At 37.0% G+C, this 16,290-nt stretch carries 19 protein-coding genes; 7 read left to right on the forward strand and 12 right to left on the reverse strand.

Annotated features, from left to right (window positions below; all coding sequences use genetic code 11):
- The 5 genes from CIG1485E_RS06065 to folD all read right to left on the reverse strand — a co-directional run bounded on the left by CIG1485E_RS06065 (position 1) and on the right by folD (position 3,121).
- Positions 1–549, reverse strand: coding sequence for an adenine phosphoribosyltransferase (locus tag CIG1485E_RS06065; RefSeq protein ID WP_038454637.1), 549 nt, complete (start codon positions 547–549; stop codon positions 1–3).
- 10 nt (positions 550–559) lie between these two features.
- Entirely contained in the window at positions 560–892 is a 333-nt protein-coding gene (locus CIG1485E_RS06070; protein ID WP_038454640.1) for a membrane protein, read from the reverse strand.
- Complete coding sequence (gene rpiB / locus CIG1485E_RS06075) at positions 882–1,334, reverse strand: ribose 5-phosphate isomerase B (protein WP_038454643.1); 453 nt, start codon at positions 1,332–1,334, stop codon at positions 882–884. Before rpiB ends, CIG1485E_RS06070 begins: the two co-directional genes overlap by 11 nt.
- Positions 1,335–1,409: 75 nt before the next feature.
- Positions 1,410–2,273 carry a signal peptidase I gene (gene lepB, locus CIG1485E_RS06080; protein ID WP_038454644.1) on the reverse strand — a complete coding sequence of 288 codons (864 nt, stop codon included), beginning with the start codon at positions 2,271–2,273 and terminating at the stop codon, positions 1,410–1,412.
- Entirely contained in the window at positions 2,273–3,121 is an 849-nt protein-coding gene (gene folD / locus CIG1485E_RS06085) for a bifunctional methylenetetrahydrofolate dehydrogenase/methenyltetrahydrofolate cyclohydrolase FolD (RefSeq protein ID WP_038454646.1), read from the reverse strand. The genes lepB and folD overlap by 1 nt, the downstream gene beginning before the upstream one ends.
- Positions 3,122–3,198: 77 nt before the next feature.
- On the opposite strand from folD, the gene CIG1485E_RS06090 reads away from it, so the two are divergent.
- The 7 genes from CIG1485E_RS06090 to CIG1485E_RS06120 are packed head-to-tail and all read left to right on the forward strand — an operon-like array spanning position 3,199 to position 8,816.
- On the forward strand, positions 3,199–3,555 hold the full coding sequence (locus CIG1485E_RS06090; protein ID WP_038454648.1) for a c-type cytochrome: 357 nt from the start codon (positions 3,199–3,201) through the stop codon (positions 3,553–3,555).
- Positions 3,552–4,823, forward strand: coding sequence for a glutamate-1-semialdehyde 2,1-aminomutase (gene hemL, locus CIG1485E_RS06095; RefSeq protein ID WP_038454650.1), 1,272 nt, complete (start codon positions 3,552–3,554; stop codon positions 4,821–4,823). Before CIG1485E_RS06090 ends, hemL begins: the two co-directional genes overlap by 4 nt.
- Positions 4,820–5,110 carry an AtpZ/AtpI family protein gene (locus tag CIG1485E_RS06100; RefSeq protein ID WP_038454652.1) on the forward strand — a complete coding sequence of 97 codons (291 nt, stop codon included), beginning with the start codon at positions 4,820–4,822 and terminating at the stop codon, positions 5,108–5,110. The genes hemL and CIG1485E_RS06100 overlap by 4 nt, the downstream gene beginning before the upstream one ends.
- Positions 5,097–5,579, forward strand: a complete 483-nt coding sequence (locus tag CIG1485E_RS06105; protein ID WP_038454654.1) for a hypothetical protein — start codon at positions 5,097–5,099, stop codon at positions 5,577–5,579. Before CIG1485E_RS06100 ends, CIG1485E_RS06105 begins: the two co-directional genes overlap by 14 nt.
- Entirely contained in the window at positions 5,569–6,783 is a 1,215-nt protein-coding gene (locus tag CIG1485E_RS06110; RefSeq protein WP_038455657.1) for an MFS transporter, read from the forward strand. Before CIG1485E_RS06105 ends, CIG1485E_RS06110 begins: the two co-directional genes overlap by 11 nt.
- The gene (locus tag CIG1485E_RS09215; RefSeq protein WP_051870944.1) at positions 6,770–8,551 is read left to right on the forward strand and encodes a flagellar hook-length control protein FliK; all 1,782 of its coding nucleotides are present in this window, start codon (positions 6,770–6,772) and stop codon (positions 8,549–8,551) included. The genes CIG1485E_RS06110 and CIG1485E_RS09215 overlap by 14 nt, the downstream gene beginning before the upstream one ends.
- Before the next feature lies 1 nt (position 8,552).
- Positions 8,553–8,816, forward strand: a complete 264-nt coding sequence (locus tag CIG1485E_RS06120) for a FlhB-like flagellar biosynthesis protein (RefSeq protein WP_038454656.1) — start codon at positions 8,553–8,555, stop codon at positions 8,814–8,816.
- Between the two features lie 147 nt (positions 8,817–8,963).
- Here CIG1485E_RS06120 and CIG1485E_RS06125 read toward each other — a convergent pair whose 3' ends face one another.
- The 7 genes from CIG1485E_RS06125 to CIG1485E_RS06155 all read right to left on the reverse strand — a co-directional run bounded on the left by CIG1485E_RS06125 (position 8,964) and on the right by CIG1485E_RS06155 (position 16,246).
- Complete coding sequence (locus tag CIG1485E_RS06125) at positions 8,964–11,291, reverse strand: autotransporter family protein (protein WP_038454658.1); 2,328 nt, start codon at positions 11,289–11,291, stop codon at positions 8,964–8,966.
- 737 nt (positions 11,292–12,028) lie between these two features.
- On the reverse strand, positions 12,029–13,831 hold the full coding sequence (gene mrdA / locus CIG1485E_RS06130; RefSeq protein WP_038454660.1) for a penicillin-binding protein 2: 1,803 nt from the start codon (positions 13,829–13,831) through the stop codon (positions 12,029–12,031).
- Positions 13,828–14,316 (reverse strand): hypothetical protein, encoded by a 489-nt coding sequence (locus CIG1485E_RS06135; protein WP_038454661.1) that lies wholly within the window; start codon positions 14,314–14,316, stop codon positions 13,828–13,830. Before CIG1485E_RS06135 ends, mrdA begins: the two co-directional genes overlap by 4 nt.
- The gene (locus CIG1485E_RS06140) at positions 14,283–14,741 is read right to left on the reverse strand and encodes an N-acetyltransferase (protein WP_038454663.1); all 459 of its coding nucleotides are present in this window, start codon (positions 14,739–14,741) and stop codon (positions 14,283–14,285) included. The genes CIG1485E_RS06135 and CIG1485E_RS06140 overlap by 34 nt, the downstream gene beginning before the upstream one ends.
- On the reverse strand, positions 14,741–15,337 hold the full coding sequence (yihA, locus tag CIG1485E_RS06145; RefSeq protein WP_038454665.1) for a ribosome biogenesis GTP-binding protein YihA/YsxC: 597 nt from the start codon (positions 15,335–15,337) through the stop codon (positions 14,741–14,743). Before yihA ends, CIG1485E_RS06140 begins: the two co-directional genes overlap by 1 nt.
- Position 15,338: 1 nt before the next feature.
- The gene (lptA, locus tag CIG1485E_RS06150) at positions 15,339–15,806 is read right to left on the reverse strand and encodes a lipopolysaccharide transport periplasmic protein LptA (RefSeq protein WP_038454667.1); all 468 of its coding nucleotides are present in this window, start codon (positions 15,804–15,806) and stop codon (positions 15,339–15,341) included.
- Positions 15,788–16,246 carry an LptA/OstA family protein gene (locus CIG1485E_RS06155; protein ID WP_144242181.1) on the reverse strand — a complete coding sequence of 153 codons (459 nt, stop codon included), beginning with the start codon at positions 16,244–16,246 and terminating at the stop codon, positions 15,788–15,790. Before CIG1485E_RS06155 ends, lptA begins: the two co-directional genes overlap by 19 nt.
- Between the last annotated feature and the right edge of the window lie 44 nt (positions 16,247–16,290).

Consider the following 16,290-nt stretch of genomic DNA (forward strand, 5'->3'; position numbering starts at 1 on the left):
TTAAACCTCTAAAATACTGTAAATTGGACAATACTTTTCAAGTTCTTTTGTTCCATTTAAATCAACTAAATTTAGTAAAAAGCAAGCTTCTTTTAAATTCGCACCGACTTCACGTATAAGCTCGCAAGCTGCTTTTGCCGTCCCACCAGTGGCGATAAGGTCATCTACAAGCAAGACATTTGGATTTTGAACCTTCTCAAACGCATCTACATGCATCTCAATCTCATCAAAACCATACTCCAAGCTGTATTTTTGCGATATTGTCATATATGGAAGTTTGTGTGGTTTTCTGATAGGAACAAAAGCGATATTTAGCCTATCAGCAAGTGGCGCTCCTAGTATAAATCCCCTACTTTCTATGCCTACTATATAATCTAAATTTGCGTTTTTGTATCTATTTTCAAGGTGATCAAGTAGAAATTTAAATGCGTCTTTATCGCCTAAAAGCGTTGTGATATCTTTAAAAAGAATGCCTGGTTTTGGGAAGTTTTGCACATCCCTAATAGTGCTTAAAAGATATTTTTTTTCATCATTTGATAATTTATTCATAAATTTCCTTTTATAGTAATGCTTCGATTTTGCCTTCAAGCTCTTTTATGCGTTGTCTAAGCTTGTCATTTTCGATTCTGTATTGTGAGTTTCTTGTTCTTAGGCTTGTTACATCTGCTTTGATTTTGTTTAATTCATCTGTTAAAATATCGATATTTCCAAGAGATCTTTGGAGTTGAACTTGCAGTTTTCTTATGACGATTTCTGTATCATCGAGATTATTTTTCATAAAATCACGCATAGAAATCTCTTTTTTAAGTAGAGTTTTATAGTAAAATACCATAACAACAGCGTAGATACTAAAGCATATTAAAGCAGTATAAATAACCCAATCAGCTAACATAGCAACTTCCTAATTTATCTATCCTATTTTGATGTCTTCCACCAGCAAATGGCGTAGCAAAAAAGATATTTATCATATCTTCAATTGTAGCCCTGCCAACTATCCTAGCCCCAAAGCAAAGCACATTTGCGTCATTGTGTTCGCGGCTTAGCCTAGCAGTGGTGACATCGTGACACAAGGCACAACGCACGTTTGCGTGTCTATTTGCTGCCACGCTTATGCCTATGCCAGTTCCACATATTAGCACGCCGTAAATCCCATTTTTTTCAGATATTTTATTAGATAATATATTTGCAAAATCAGGATAGTCCACGCTCACATCTTTTGAGTTTGTTCCTAAATCTTCAATCTCAAAACCAAGCTTAACCAAGCACTCTTTAGCAAATTCTTTTGCCTCAAATCCAGCATGATCGCTTGCTATAACAACTTTTTTAACATCCATTTTAAGTCTCTTTTTACTAAATTCACTCCATTATATCATAATGAAGTTTAAGTTTAATTACTAAATTTACTTAGTTTAGGGTTGCTCATATATGAGCGACTCGTCATTTTCTAAAGTTGTCGCTAGTCTGCCTATTCTCTCCCAGCGGATTTTGTAGTCCTTATCCCAGCTAAAATATACAAACCAAGGCTGTCCGACTACAAATTTATACTCGACACTTCCCCAAAATCTACTATCATTACTATTTTCGCGGTTATCTCCAACCATAAAAAAGCTATCATCTTTTACCTTGAAATAAAACGCATTAAAAGGAAGTCCATCAATGCTTTCAAGCTCATCTATTTTAGCTGGACTCATAGCAAATTTATTTTGTTGCATATAATATAGTGCGATTGTAAATGTATCTGCATTTTGCCCTACAAAATTGTCTTTGTCGCCACGGTTTTCATAGTGGATACCTTTAAATTTATACGGCTCGCGGACAAATTTTTTGCCATTTAAAACCACAATATCATTTTTATCATAATTTTTTTCGATAAACTCATCGCCCTCGTGTGGTCTTAGATACATTGTTTTTGGAGCAAAAATCACTTCATCGCCACCAACAGCAAAGTTTCTTTTGACATAGTAAATTTTTGGGTCATTTGGATAGCGAAATACGACTATATCACCACGTTTTGGGCGATCACCTTGCACCAAATGTCCGTCATCATCACTATCAAACCAAACAGGGATTTCTACCCACGGGATATGTGGCGTAGCGATACCATAAGCAAACTTCTTAACAAAAAGATGATCTCCTATAAGAAGCGTATTTTTCATAGAGCCACTTGGTATGACAAAGGCTTGAGCTATGAAAAATATAAAAAGCAAAACTATGACAACAGTTCCCGTCCAGCTACTAGAAAAATCATAAAGCTTGGCAAAAAATTTTCTCATTATTTGCACTTTCTACTTTTTGCTGATTTTAGAGTATTATTTAGTAGCATTGCGATTGTCATCGGACCCACGCCACCAGGTACTGGAGTGATGAGAGAGCATTTTGGAGCAACAGCGTCGTAATCGCAATCCCCAACAAGCTTGCCATTATCAAGGCGGTTGATACCTACATCGATCACGATAGCACCGTCGCTTACCATATCAGAAGTTAAAAAATATGGTTTGCCAACAGCGACTACTACAAGCTTAGCTCTTCTTACTACTTCGGCTAGATTTTTGGTTTTTGAGTGAGCCACTGTGACTGTAGCTCCTGCATTTATAAGTAAATTTGCCATAGGTTTGCCGACTATATTACTTCTTCCTATCACGACTGCGTCTATTCCGCTCAAATTTACATCATAATCTTTTAAAAGTTCCATTATTCCAAGTGGCGTACAAGGCACAAATCCATCAAGCCCACTTGAAAGCTTACCTACATTTATAGCGTGAAATCCATCCACGTCTTTGCTTGGATCTATTGCTTCAAGAACTTTGTTTGTGTCTATGTGTTTTGGAAGTGGAAGTTGGACTAAAATACCATCAATGCTATCATCAGCGTTTAGCACGTCTATCAAAGCCAAAAGCTCAGCCTCAGAAGTTTGCTCGCTAAGACGGTGCATAACTGAGCCCATTTCACAAGCAAGACAAGCTTTTTCTTTGCTTGCGACGTATGTTTGGCTAGCTTTATCAAGACCTACTAAAATCACTGCCAAAGTCGGAGTAATACCTCTGTTTTTCAGCTCTATTGTTTCGTTTTTAACTCTATCTTTTACTTTTTGACTTACGTTTTTTCCGTCTATTATCTGCAAAGTTTATCCTTTTATGCTTTTTTTATTACAAAAGTTGTATCATATCCAAATTTGAATTAAATTCAGGTAAGTGATAAATGAAATTTTTATATATTTTTTTACTATCTTGCACTTTTTTGGTAGCTGAGGACTTCATAACTAAATTTGAATACGCCAAAATGCTATACCAAAATCCACGTGGTATTGGGTGTAACAAATGCCATGGCGATAAGGGCGAGGGCAAAAATATAGTCGATTACAAAGACTATGATAAAAAAAATAAAAAATATATCAAAAAATCGCTCATAGCTCCACGCATAAATAACCTTGAGTTTAGCAAATTTAAATCATCTTTGAAAGAATCACGCGGCATAATGCCAAGCTATTTTCTCACAGATAATGAAATAGCAAGCCTTTATGGATACATACAAACTTTTAATAAGGACAAAAAATGACAAATAAACAAGCTTTTTTAGAAGCACAAAATTATATTCCAGGTGGTGTGGATTCGCCAGTACGCGCATTTGGTAGCGTGGGAAGTGATCCAGTTATCATAGAGCATGGCGAGGCTGAGTTTTTATACGACATCGAAGGCAACAAATACATTGATTACGTTCTTAGCTGGGGACCACTTATCTTTGGACATTGTGACAAGGATATAGAAAATGCAGTTATTAGTGCAGCAAAAAAGGGTTTAAGCTTTGGAGCTCCTTGTCTGCTTGAAACTAAGCTTGCTAAGCTTGTTTTATCAAAATTCCCTTGGCTTTCACAAATCCGCTTTGTAAGTAGTGGCACAGAAGCTACAATGAGCGCTATCCGTCTTGGTCGTGGATATAGCGGCAAAAACGGCATTATTAAATTTGAAGGCTGCTACCACGGACACAGCGATAGCTTGCTAGTAAAAGCTGGTAGTGGGGCTACAACTTTTGGATATTCTAGCAGTCTTGGCGTACCTGAAGATATAGTCAAAAATACTCATCTTGCTATTTATAATGATTTAAATAGTGTCGAAGAGTGCTTCAAAAGTGGCGATATAGGTGTCATCATAGTCGAGCCAATCGCTGGAAATATGGGCTTAGTTCCAGCTAAACAAGAGTTTTTAGACGGACTTAGAAAGCTTTGTGATAAATTTGGCGCCGTTTTGATCTTTGATGAAGTTATGAGTGGCTTTAGAGCTAGTTCAACTGGTAGCTATGAGTTTAATGGTATTGAGGCTGACATCGTGACATTTGGCAAGGTGATAGGCGGCGGAATGCCATGCGCTGCTTACGCTGGTAAGGCTGAAATAATGAAGCTTATTAGCCCACTTGGTGGCGTTTATCAAGCAGGCACTTTAAGCGGAAATCCAGTGGCAATGGCTGCAGGTCTTGCATCGCTAAACAAAATTTACTCTACCCTAAATTTATATGATGAGCTTAGCAAAAAGGCTAAATTTATCATCGACATTCTAAAAACTAGCGCGGACGGGGCTGGAATCCCACTTCAAGTAGATATGCGTGGCTCAATGTGGGGATATTTTTTCAATGAAAATCCAGTGAGCAACTACGCAGACGCACTAAAAAGCGATACAAAAATGTTTGCTCGTTTCCATGGCGAAATGCTAAAACGTGGCATTTATCTTGCTCCAAGTCAGTTTGAAACTGGATTTGTCTGCACCACTCTTAGCCAAAACAGTCTTGAGCTTACAGCAAACGCCATAAAAGAGAGTTTCAAAGCACTATGAGTGAAGAAAAAAGTTCAAGAGCAAAGAAAATAAACACCACAATCAAAGCCGCCGATAACCTAAGTCTTGGTATTTCTATGGTTGTGGCAGTTGCCATTGGCTTTGGTATCGGATATGGGCTTAAGAGCCTAACTGGCTCAAACTGGGGACTTGGAGTTGGCATATTTATAGGCGTAGCAGCAACGTTTAACAACGTATATAAAGCCTATAAATCGCAAGTCAAAAGCTATGAAGAGTTCAAAGACCAAAAACCACTAAAAACCAAAGACGATGATGATGAAATTTAAAAATCTCATTTTGTTTTATGTGGCGATTGATCTCGTGCTTATCGCTGTGGCTGGGTACTTTGGTGATATTTATCTGCTAAATTCACAAGTGGCGATGATATGCTCCATGCTTATACTTTTTGCTAGTTATCTTGGGTATAAAAGCAGAGTTGATACCAAATCGGTTAATTATCAGCTAAGTGACCAAGAAAAGGCGTTTTTTGAAGATGACTGGGACGCTGATGAGCCAAGCGAGCAGCAAGATTTAAAGCAAGATCTAAAGAAACTTCGCAAAAAGACGAAATTTAACAAAATGGATTTCATAGGAGCATTTAAGCCATTTAGATTAGTGGCTTACATCACGCTTATTGTGGCGTTTTTCATGCTTTTAAGAAGAGATTTATTTGAGCCGTTTTCATTCTTGGGCGGTCTTGTTGTTATGCCTCTTGGCGTATTTTTAGCAGGAGTTTTCACGCGTGATAGGAATTAGAAGAGTAATAGTCTCGCTTAGCGCACTATTTTTTGGGATGTCATTTATATTTGTCGCAAATGGTCTTGTAGTGAGCTCTGCTGGACTTCTTCTAAAAAATCTAAACGCAAGTGAGGCCATGATAGGCGTGGTTACTTCTTGCTTTTTTATCGGTGCATTAGTTTGCACTCTCATCTCTCACAAACTCATCTCAAAAGTCGGCCACGTCAGGGCTTATGCCATATTTAGCGCCGTATTTGCGATATCTGCCTTGCTTCATGATTTAAGCTCAAATTTAATCCTTTGGGCAGTGCTTAGATTTATGCTTGGATTTTGTTATTACAGTATAGTTATGGTGATAGAAAGCTGGCTAAATGCCAAAATCAGGAACTCAATCCGCTCAAGAATCTTATCATTTTATGAGATAGTTTTTTATCTATCATTTGGTCTTGGCTCTCTTATTATGAGCCTAAATTTAGATACTTCGACAGTATTTTTAGTCGGAACATTTTTCATTATACTTGGTTTAATTCCACTAAATTTAATCAACATCAAAGCACCAAAAATCCCACAAAAAGCCAACATCAGCTTCCCTAAAATTTACGATATTGCCCCACTAGCATTAGTTACAAGCATAATTGCTGGGCTTTGTATCAATGGCTTTTTTACTATGTCTACGCTTTTTGTTTTAGGACAAGGATTTGGCGCTTTTGAAGCTGGTATATTCATAGTTTGCGCTATGTGCGGCGGATTTATTTCGCATATGTTTTTTGGAGTTTTATCAGACAAATTTGGCAGAAAAGCAGCCATTATCTTAGCTTCATTCATAGCATTTTGCGCCGCTATTTTATTTATAGTAATTAAGCCTGGAATTTATCTCCAATACGTTATAGTATTTTTCTTAGGTGTTGGTATATTCGTGCTTTACGCACTATCCTTAGCTAGAGCAAATGATATTTTAAAAGACAAAAGTATGTGCGTGGAGGTCGGCAGGGCGTTGCTTTTTAGCTATTTAGTCGGCTCGTTTTTATCACCACTCATCATTGGTTTGCTTATAAATTTATTTGGCGAATTTGGGTTTATATACTTTTATGCTTGCGTTTTGCTCTTGCTTATGGTATTTGCCGTGTTTCAAAGAACAGCGCCAAAAGAGCTTGAAGTCGCCTTTGAGAGACACAGCGGACACAGCGTTTTGTTTGATGAGTTAAAACATGATAATAACTAACCAAAACCAAACCCCACTCCAGCCAAAAGATGACAAAACCACCAAAGATAGCCCCAAAAGTATATTTAAAACGCAAAATCTACCAAGCGTAGAAACCAGTGATTTAGACATCAAGTTAAGTAGTCTTACAAACAAGCTCCTTGACGCCTTAAAATCAGCAAACGACCAGATAGGCTACAAGCCGCAAATCCTAAACCAAGCCAAAAACGCACAAATAGCTCCAAATTTGACTAAAGATTTAAACGAGCTTGTCGCCACGCTAAAAAACGAGCCAAGCTTAGCCAAACTCACTGCCAAGCTTGAAGAGTTTCTAAAGCCAATTGAGCAGATCAAAAATACAAATATCGCAAAAACCATACAAAGCTCAGGCATAATGCTTGAAGCTAAAATCGCTAGCAGTCTTGAGCCTCAAACACTACCCTCAAGCATAAAAGAGCTTTTGAGCCTGATGAAAAACGTCTCAAGCAAAGAGCTTGCCAAAAGCTTCATCGCCCTAGCCAGTGATGAGAGTGGTGACACCGCAAAGAGTTTTAGTGAGCTAAAGCAAATCCTAACAAACGCCAAAAAACTAAACAACGACATCATAAATAACTCAAATTTCAAAGACTTATCAAACCTGCAAAATAAATTTGAAAATGCGGTTAAATTTTTAGACAAAATGGCAAATTTAGACGCCCAAAAATCCCAGCCAAAAGCTCCAAATTTAACTACAAATCAAGCTCAAAGCTTAAACCAAAATCAGCCAACCAAAATCAGCCAAACCACGCAAAAAGAGCTTTTACCAAAGCAGATCCAAACGGTCATCAAAACCATAGAAAACCTACTCCAAGCCACCCAAAACAAGCTATCAAATACAAACTTCGAGCTTCCAAATTTAAAAGCTGTAAAAGCGATCAAAAACGATCTCGTGAGCTTGCTTAGCGAGATAAAAACCCAAATCGCCAACCTAAAAGAGCCACTATCTGGGCAAAACCAAGCTCTCCAAACCAAGCAAAACTTGCAAAGCCTACTTGAAAAATCTACGCAGGTAGCCATAAGCCAAGCCCAAACGGCTGAGTTTATCAAAAGCATAAGCACCGACATAAATAGCTCAAATCTCCAAGATAAGCTAACCCTAGCAGCCAAAAAGCTCTCAAATATCATCAACTTTTTTGACAAAAACACAAGCGACGCCAAGCTAAATTTAGCCGAAATCAAACACCTTCTAAAAGCCACTACAAGGGCTGCAAACGACATACCAAATATAGCAAAAACCGATGAGAGCGCAACTATGAAAAGCATAGAAAACGACCTAAAAGCCACACTTTTAAAGCTCAAAGATCAAGCCAGCACGAACCCAAATCAAGCAAGCATCAACCAAACAACAAGCAGACTTCTAAACCAAATCGAAATGCACCAGCTCATCAGCTACGCCCAAAACTCGCTCCAGACATATCTGCCTTATACTTGGGACGGCTTAGATAGTAGCTCGCTGGCTTTTAAACAAGGTAAAAAAAACAAATTCTACGCAAGACTGGAGCTTAATTTCATCAAATTTGGCTCAATCAGCGTCATACTTGGGCTCTCGCAGTCCAAATACATCGATATCTCAATCGCCACCCAAACAAACGAGTTTAAAGACATCATCTTAAACTCAAGTAAAGAGCTAAAGACATCTATCACGGATCTTGGGCTCATCATCAGTAGCTTTTCACTCATCCAAAAGACAAAGTCTGAACCATACAGCGATGAGAAGTCATTTGATCTTGGCTTTAGCGTAAAGGCGTAAAATGGCAAAAATCAAAAAAGCAGTCGCTCTAGGATACAACAAAAAGCGAGATAATGCTCCAAAAGTCTTAGCCAGTGGCAAAGGCGAAATCGCTCAAAAGATCATCAATCAAGCTGCCAAATACGACATTCCGATCAAAGAAGACTCCGACCTAGTAGAGATCCTAAGCAAGGTCGATATCAACCAAGAAATCCCACCAAATCTATACAAAGCAGTCGCTGAGATATTTAGCTTTTTATACCGTGCCACAAAGATAAAAAATTAAATTTGCTTTTTAACCGTCATTGTGAAGCTAAATTCGCTTTGCAATTGTAACCTATTTTATTATGAATTTATTTTAAGATTATTTAAAAATAAACAATTAGCCCAAGGCAAAAGCCTTGAGCCAAATAGAAAGAGAAAAACGAATAGATTAGAATTTGTATTTAAGTCCTAAGCTTCCATTTACATATCTATCATCGTTATTTGCTTTGATTCCAGCACTAAGTGTAGCTGAGAAATCTTTGCTTACAGCGTATTCGCCACCTACTATGATCTTACCATAAGTGTTTTTGCTCTCATCTGCTTTTGTAGTAAATGAAGTGCTAGCACCATTAAATTTAGATACTAAATCATCTTTGCTTACGCTAAGCTCTTGCTCTATACCAGGAGCTGCAAACATAAAGCTGCCATCGCTTAGGTATTGTCTAAACTCAACGCCAAGATTTGCGCTTAGTACTGCACCATCTACTTTGTCAAATTCTTGAGTGATTACATCATTTTTTAAATTAAAGCTATCGTTTTTGTTGTATGAATATGCAAGTCCGATGAATGGTTTGATGAAGAATCCATCTTGCATTTTAAATACATAACCATAGTTTGCAGCTATATTAGCAAACTTAGAATCATAATCACCATTTAGATATTCATCTACTAGTTTATAGTTGTTTATATCGTTTTTAGCTATACCAAAGCTTATAGATGTATCAAGCTCGCTTTGTCCGAAGTATGCTCTACTATAGATTCCAAGCTCGAAGTTGTCTGATTCGTTTTCTAAGTAGCTTGTATCGACTTTTGATTTTGCATAAGTGAAGTATGATCCAAGTATGAAGTTATCAAAGCTTCTATCATATCCTACGCTAAATCCATAAAGTTTAGGATCGCCATTATCAGTGCTACCTTTAGCTCCTAAGACATTTGCCCATAATGAGTTGTCTTGCTCGAATCTTTTTGTATATTCACTAATGACACTTGATAGTGCTGAGTTATCACCACTTGCTAGTTGCATACCATTCATATCTTTGATAGCACTAGCTAGTGCAAAGTCTTTAGAATATGGAGTAGATAGTTTAGCTAGTCTTGTCATTGTGTTGGTTTGAGCTGCTTGGTTTATGATAGCTGTAGTTCCCATAGCTCCACTAGTTAGATTTGATACGCTTTTTGAAGCTTCTTTGATAGGTTTTTCTATCTTCTCAGCAAATTGAGCTTTTAGATATGCTTCTTTTTGCTCTGCAGTAGTAACGCTAGCAGGGAATGTAGTCACATCTAGTTTGTTTGCAAATACCTTATAAGCTTGATCGCCTAGAGCGTTTGCTAGCTCAGATTTGGTGCCGACTGCTGTTTTGATTGTCATAGTAGTAAGCTCAGTTTGAAGCTCTGCAAGCAAAAGATTTAGCTTTTTGAATGCTGCGATTTGCTCAGCTGAAGTTATAGTGGTATCTAGGCTACCAAGTGCTGGATTTTCTGCACCTGCAGGATAAGATTGTACAAGTAGTGCAAGGACTTTTTTGATAGCATTGTTTTCAGTTATGCTTGGATTTATAGAAGTATCTGGATTGCTAGAAATATCAGTTTTGCTAGTGCCGACTTCAAGACCGCTAGTTCCTTTTAGGTTGTCGATTTTTGTTATATTGTCAGAAGAGCCGTCAGAACTAAATGCTTTTTTCCATTGTTCTGTTATAGCTGTTTTTAGCTCTTTTATCTTAGCAGTGTCTTTGAAACCATTGGTATCAGTGATAAACTCACCACCTTTAGTAGCAGCAGTAAATACGCTGTTTAGATTATTTACTGCTCCACTGAATTTATTAAGAGCAGATAGGATATCTTTCGCAGCAGCTTGTGCTTTAGCTAGGTTTTCTGGTGTCGCTGCTTCATTAGTAGTGCTAGCATCTTCTGCAAGTGCTACATTGCCATATACAGCTTCTACTAATTGTCCTACAGTAAGAGTTCCGTCATTACCGTCAATTCTACTGTCTGTAGTATCTGTGATTTTTGTGTTTAGGACTGCATATACTTTTGCTAGATTATCACTAGTTACAGCAGTAGAGCCGTTATTGTTTAAGAAACCTTTGATATCTTGCATAGCTTTTTGAGCTATTTTTACTGCGTCAGCTTTACTGCCGTCTTTGATAGTGATTTCTGTTGTTGTACCAGCTTCAGTACCTGGAACGTTAAATTTAAAATCACCATCTCCTAAAGTTGTAGTGATAGTAGCTGTTGTAACTGAAGTAAGGGCAGATGAAACTGTAGTGAAATCTTTTGATAGATTTTGTATATCTTTATAACTTGATTGTAAGTCGATGAAGTTGGTTCTAACTGTATTGTAGAACGATGATGAGTTGCTATATGCAGTTTTTGCTGCCTCTGCAGCTGTTTGTAACTGCTCGAATGTAGGAACTACCGGCTCTTCGGCTAAAAGGCTAGACCCCCCCCCCAATGTCATAAGTGCTGAACATAGCACCAAAGAATGTTTGAATTGCATTTTTTCTCCTTAAAAAATAAAATATCGGTAAATATATCATATAAAGTCTTAAAATACTTATAAAATAGATAATAAATTTGTTAAATTTATATTGTTTATGGGGGGGGGTACGGAGAGTATGAGAAATAGAGTGTTTTAGGAAAAATGGGCTTTGGGAAGAAAAGTAGCTTAAATGTGGTTGTTAAGTATTATTGTGAAGTGAATTTATCACTGAAGCAATCTAAATTTGATATTTATAGCGCTAGATTGTCACGATTTTCTAAAGAAAATCTCGCAATGACGAAGCTTTTCAAATTCACGCAGTGAATTTATTAATCTGTGCGATTAGCACAGCAACTCTGAAGCTTTTACAGGGAGATTTTGCTTCGTTACACTCGCAACTGCAAGCAGACGGGGATTGTCAAGGGGATAAGGGAAAATTTATGCAAAAATAAACTCGCAGGAGTTTATGGCATAAATTTGGAAATGTCTATCCCCCTTGTCCCCTTGATGAAATAAAAAAGAGTTTGAATTTATTGTTAAATTTAATTTGTGAATTTAAAGTTTTTTCTTTCTTAAGGGAGACAAGGGAAGAACTCTTTTTATCATAGTGCGTTACAGTTCTCCCCTTATCTCCCTTAAAATCCCTCGTCTGCTTGCAGTTGCGAGTGTAACGAAGCAAAATCCTCTCTCCCCGAACGTATTTGGCTATAAAAGTGGTTGGTTTATTTGAGTTTTGGTTTATTGTGAAGTCAAATTTACTTTTTCTTCAAATATTTCTTATCTATATAGCCTAGTTCGATTAGTTTATTATAGATTTTTGCGACGATCGGTCCAGCTGCACTACCGCCATGTCCGCCATGCTCGACCATCGCAGTCACCACAAATGCTGGCTCTTCTACTGGTCCATAAGTAGTGATCCAAGCGTGTGAGCGTTCATAGTATTTCATATCGTTTTCATTAATTCTGTTTTTGTCAGTTTGCGAGATGCCGACTACTTGAGCGGTTCCAGTTTTGGCACCAAGACGGATATTCGCCGAACTTAAAGCCCTAAATCCAGTTCCACCAAATATATTTGCAGTTTGATACATACCTTTTCTTACGTAAGCCAAATTTGCCTTTTCTTTGTCGCTCAAAATATCTCTAACTTCCCATTTTGTCACGTTTTCATCAATGCTATGTAAAAAATGCGGTGTCACGTCAAGTCCTGTGGCAAATATCGCCGTATCTCTTGCTACTTGGACTGGCGTGACAAGGAAGCTTCCTTGTCCTATGGATGTGTTTAGCGTGTCGCCTTGATACCAAGGCTCTTTTGTCTTTGTCCTCTTCCACTCTTTACTAGGAACGACGCCTATGTATTCGTTTGGAAGGTCTATACCGCTCTTGACCCCAAAGCCAAATTTTTCAAGCACTGGAGATATATCATCTATGCCGACCTTATAAGCACCTCTATAAAAATATGTATCACAACTCTCTTTTATGGCTTCGACTATAGTCATATTTTCATAGCCATAGTTTTTCCAGTTTCTAAATTTCCTACCACCAAGCTCAAAATACGGATCACACATAATTTTTGTAGTAGGATCTATCTTGCCGCTATTAAAAAACGCCATTCCCATAGCCATTTTGACGACACTTCCTGGTGGATAAAGAGCATTTACCAGCTTATTAGTAAAAGGCTTATCGAGGTCTTTTATGATCTCGTCCCACTCTTTTTGGCTGATTCCTGTGACAAATGGATTTAGATTATACTCTGGGAAGCTTCCAGCAGCAAGTATGGCTCCATCTTTTAAGCTCATTACTACAACAGCTCCAGCGTCCTTGCCAAAGGCTTCGGTGACAAATTTTTGAAGCTCCAAATCCAAAGTAAGCTTGATATTTTGACTAGTTGCACCCTTGTAATAGATCTCTTCGATCTCTTGATTTAGGGCAGTTACCTTTGTCTTTCTCTCTCCACTAGCACCTTGCAATACGCTATTGTAAAATCTTTCAATCCCGCTTCTTCCGGTGTAATTAGTAAGCTTCGTAAGCTCATCAGTTTGTATATCTTTTTGGTTTGCTCTGCCGACATATCCAATAACGTGGCTTGCTAAATAATCATAAGGATAGTGTCTTTTGCTAGCTGGTTTTATGAGTAAATTTGGCCTTAAACTAAGCTTTGCAAAGTGTGGAAGCATGGCGTCATAGTCTATAAACTCAACGACTTCGACGAATTCTTGATTATACGGAGAGTCGCTTTTGAGATAATTTTTTATAAGTTTTGTTGAGTTTAAATCCGTAAATGTGGAGGCTAGAGCTTCTATCTCATCTTTTAGTGTTTTATCATCTTTTCTTAAATGCGGTTTAAGCGACACGCTAAAGCCAAGCCTATTTACAGCTAAGGGATTACCTTTGATATCAAAAACCTGCCCACGAACAGGAGCTATGAGCTCTGTTTTTATCGCATTATTTTGAGCGATTTCTTCGTAATATTCATTTGATTTGATACTTAGATAATAGATCCTAACAAGCAAAATAGTCCAAACAGATATCAAAATAGCATACACTATACGCATTCTCATAGCACTCTCTCCTTAAAAAGAGCTATAGATATCAAAGACTCTATTGCTATGTATATAAAATATTCGTAACTCATACTATCCATTGGTTGATTTAAAATATATAAAATTATATTACTTGCTATAAACGTTCCGATATAGCCACTAAAGACAAAGATAACAAGCAACATTTGTCGCCATTTCATATTTATCCTAAGCCAATCATTGATAAAATAATAAAATATAATAAATGCCAAAACGGTAGAAAACAGCTCAAATCCGTGAATTTGCTCGGCAAATATTAAGAAAAATATAACAAGATACCATCTTTTATCTATGTTGGATATGTTTTTTTCACTCTCGTGCTTGAGTATAATCAAATAAGAGAAAAACAGCCCGATAAGCGGAGGCAAAATATGTGTAGCCGCAGTTGTAATCTCATAGCCTACAAGCAAAAAGCAAAAGAGTATAAATCTTAAGGATAGTAAATCAGAGCTATTTCGTTGCATACTGGAAAGTGCTTGCATTTTATACAATCAGCCCAAATTTTTTGTGCTGGGAGTTTTTCTTTTGAAATCTCTTCAAAACCTAAATTTTCAAAAAACGACTTTTGATAAGTCAGAGTAAATACCTGCTTGATTTCAAGGGATTTGGCTTCTTTTAAAAGTTCTCTTACAAGCCCACTTCCAATTCCTAAGCCTCTGCAACTATTTTTTATGATAAGGCTTCTAACTTCGGCTAAATTTGGAGCGTGGATATGCAAAGCACTGTACCCCACAAGCTCATCACCATTAAAAGCTAGAGTGTATGAACGGATATTTGTAGCTATCTCATCATCGCTTCTAGGAAGTATGATTCCGCTTTCAATCTCTTTTTTGACAAGAGTTTGCATGGAGCAAATTTGATTTAATTTAGCTTTTTTATACGTTATCATTATAGTCCAAAAATACTGTTATATATGGTTTCTACGGCTTTGTCTACGCCAGTTCTTTTAGAGCTTGAAACAAGCAGAGCCTTACTATCTACTTTTAAAACCTTTGATCTTTCGCTTTGGTTGAGCTTGTCAGCTTTGGTGTATAAATTTAAAATCTTTTGATCTGGGCGGACGAACTCACTTAGATATATGCCTAAATTTTCATCTTTTTGTAAGCTTGCATGTCGCGAATCTATGAGATGAACGAATGTTTTTATATTTATTCTTTTTCTTAGAAACTCATCTAAGTTTCTTTGCCAAGCATTTTGCATAGTTTTGCTGACTTTTGCATAGCCAAATCCTGGTAAATCCACGAAAATAACTGGAATTTTTGACTCGCCATTATCGAAAATCACTTCAAAAAAGTTGATAAGCTGAGTTTTGCCTGGAGTTGAGCTACTCTTTGCAAGCCCTTGGAAATTAGTAAGAGCATTTATAAGAGAGCTTTTACCTACATTACTACGACCCAAAAAAGCAACCTCGCTCATACCAAAATCAGGTGCGTCGCCTATGGCTTGCGATGAACTTATAAATTTAGCGCTTACTATTCTTATCATTTTATTTTTTATCTTCTATTTGGAATATAAATTTAACCGGCTTTTTATCTTTACTTTCTACTTGATAAGTCCCTTTGAGCTGATTTACGGTGATTTGGTCGCCATATACCTTTTTATCTGTTTGGACTTCGTGCAAATACGCATCACCTTTTAGCGTGTATTGTGATTTGGCTGGCTCATAAATAAGTTCTTTGCCGCTTCCGTCATAGTGTTTTTCGTTTAGCAAAACTTTAAATTTAGCATTTCCAGTTGCGACATATTTTATAGGTTGTTTATTTGCATCAAAATAAATTTTTACATTATCAGATGTCAGCGTGTCATAGCCGCCCTTTTTTATCACGACATTACCTTTAAGATCGCTTACTAGCGCCTTTTCATCAGCAAAAAAATCATCTCCAGTCACTTCTACTTGCTCAGCTTGCAAGGCAAAAACCAAGCAAAAAAGAAGAGCTATTTTGTGTAGTACCATCCACTTACCTTTTTAGCAAATATTTTTTTATCTTTCATATCATAAAGAACGCTTTTTCCGACTACTTTATCACTATTTTGAGTCATGATAAAATCGCTATCGCTCTTTAAATTTTCCAAGGCGATATTATATATAATACGCTCTGAATTGTAGTTTAGTTTATCACTATTTTTGTATTTTGCATCACCATAAAATGTTATTATATCTTTTGTGGCGGTGGCTTTATTTGAGCTTAAATAGTGCAATGTATTGCCTTTTAGTATCACACCATCAAAATTTGATATATCATCATAATTTTTATATCTAATTATATTATCAGCGTCATATCTAGCATAGGTTTTAGTCGCATTTAGCTCATAATCTACGATATTTTTAGCTTCCATATTTGCTATGGATATATCACCTTGCTCTAGCTTAGAAGAGTATGGATTTTGCGTCATCAAAAAAACCATACTAACACTAAATAACGATATAATAACATAAA

This window comes from Campylobacter iguaniorum (assembly GCF_000736415.1).
Taxonomy (GTDB): domain Bacteria; phylum Campylobacterota; class Campylobacteria; order Campylobacterales; family Campylobacteraceae; genus Campylobacter; species Campylobacter iguaniorum.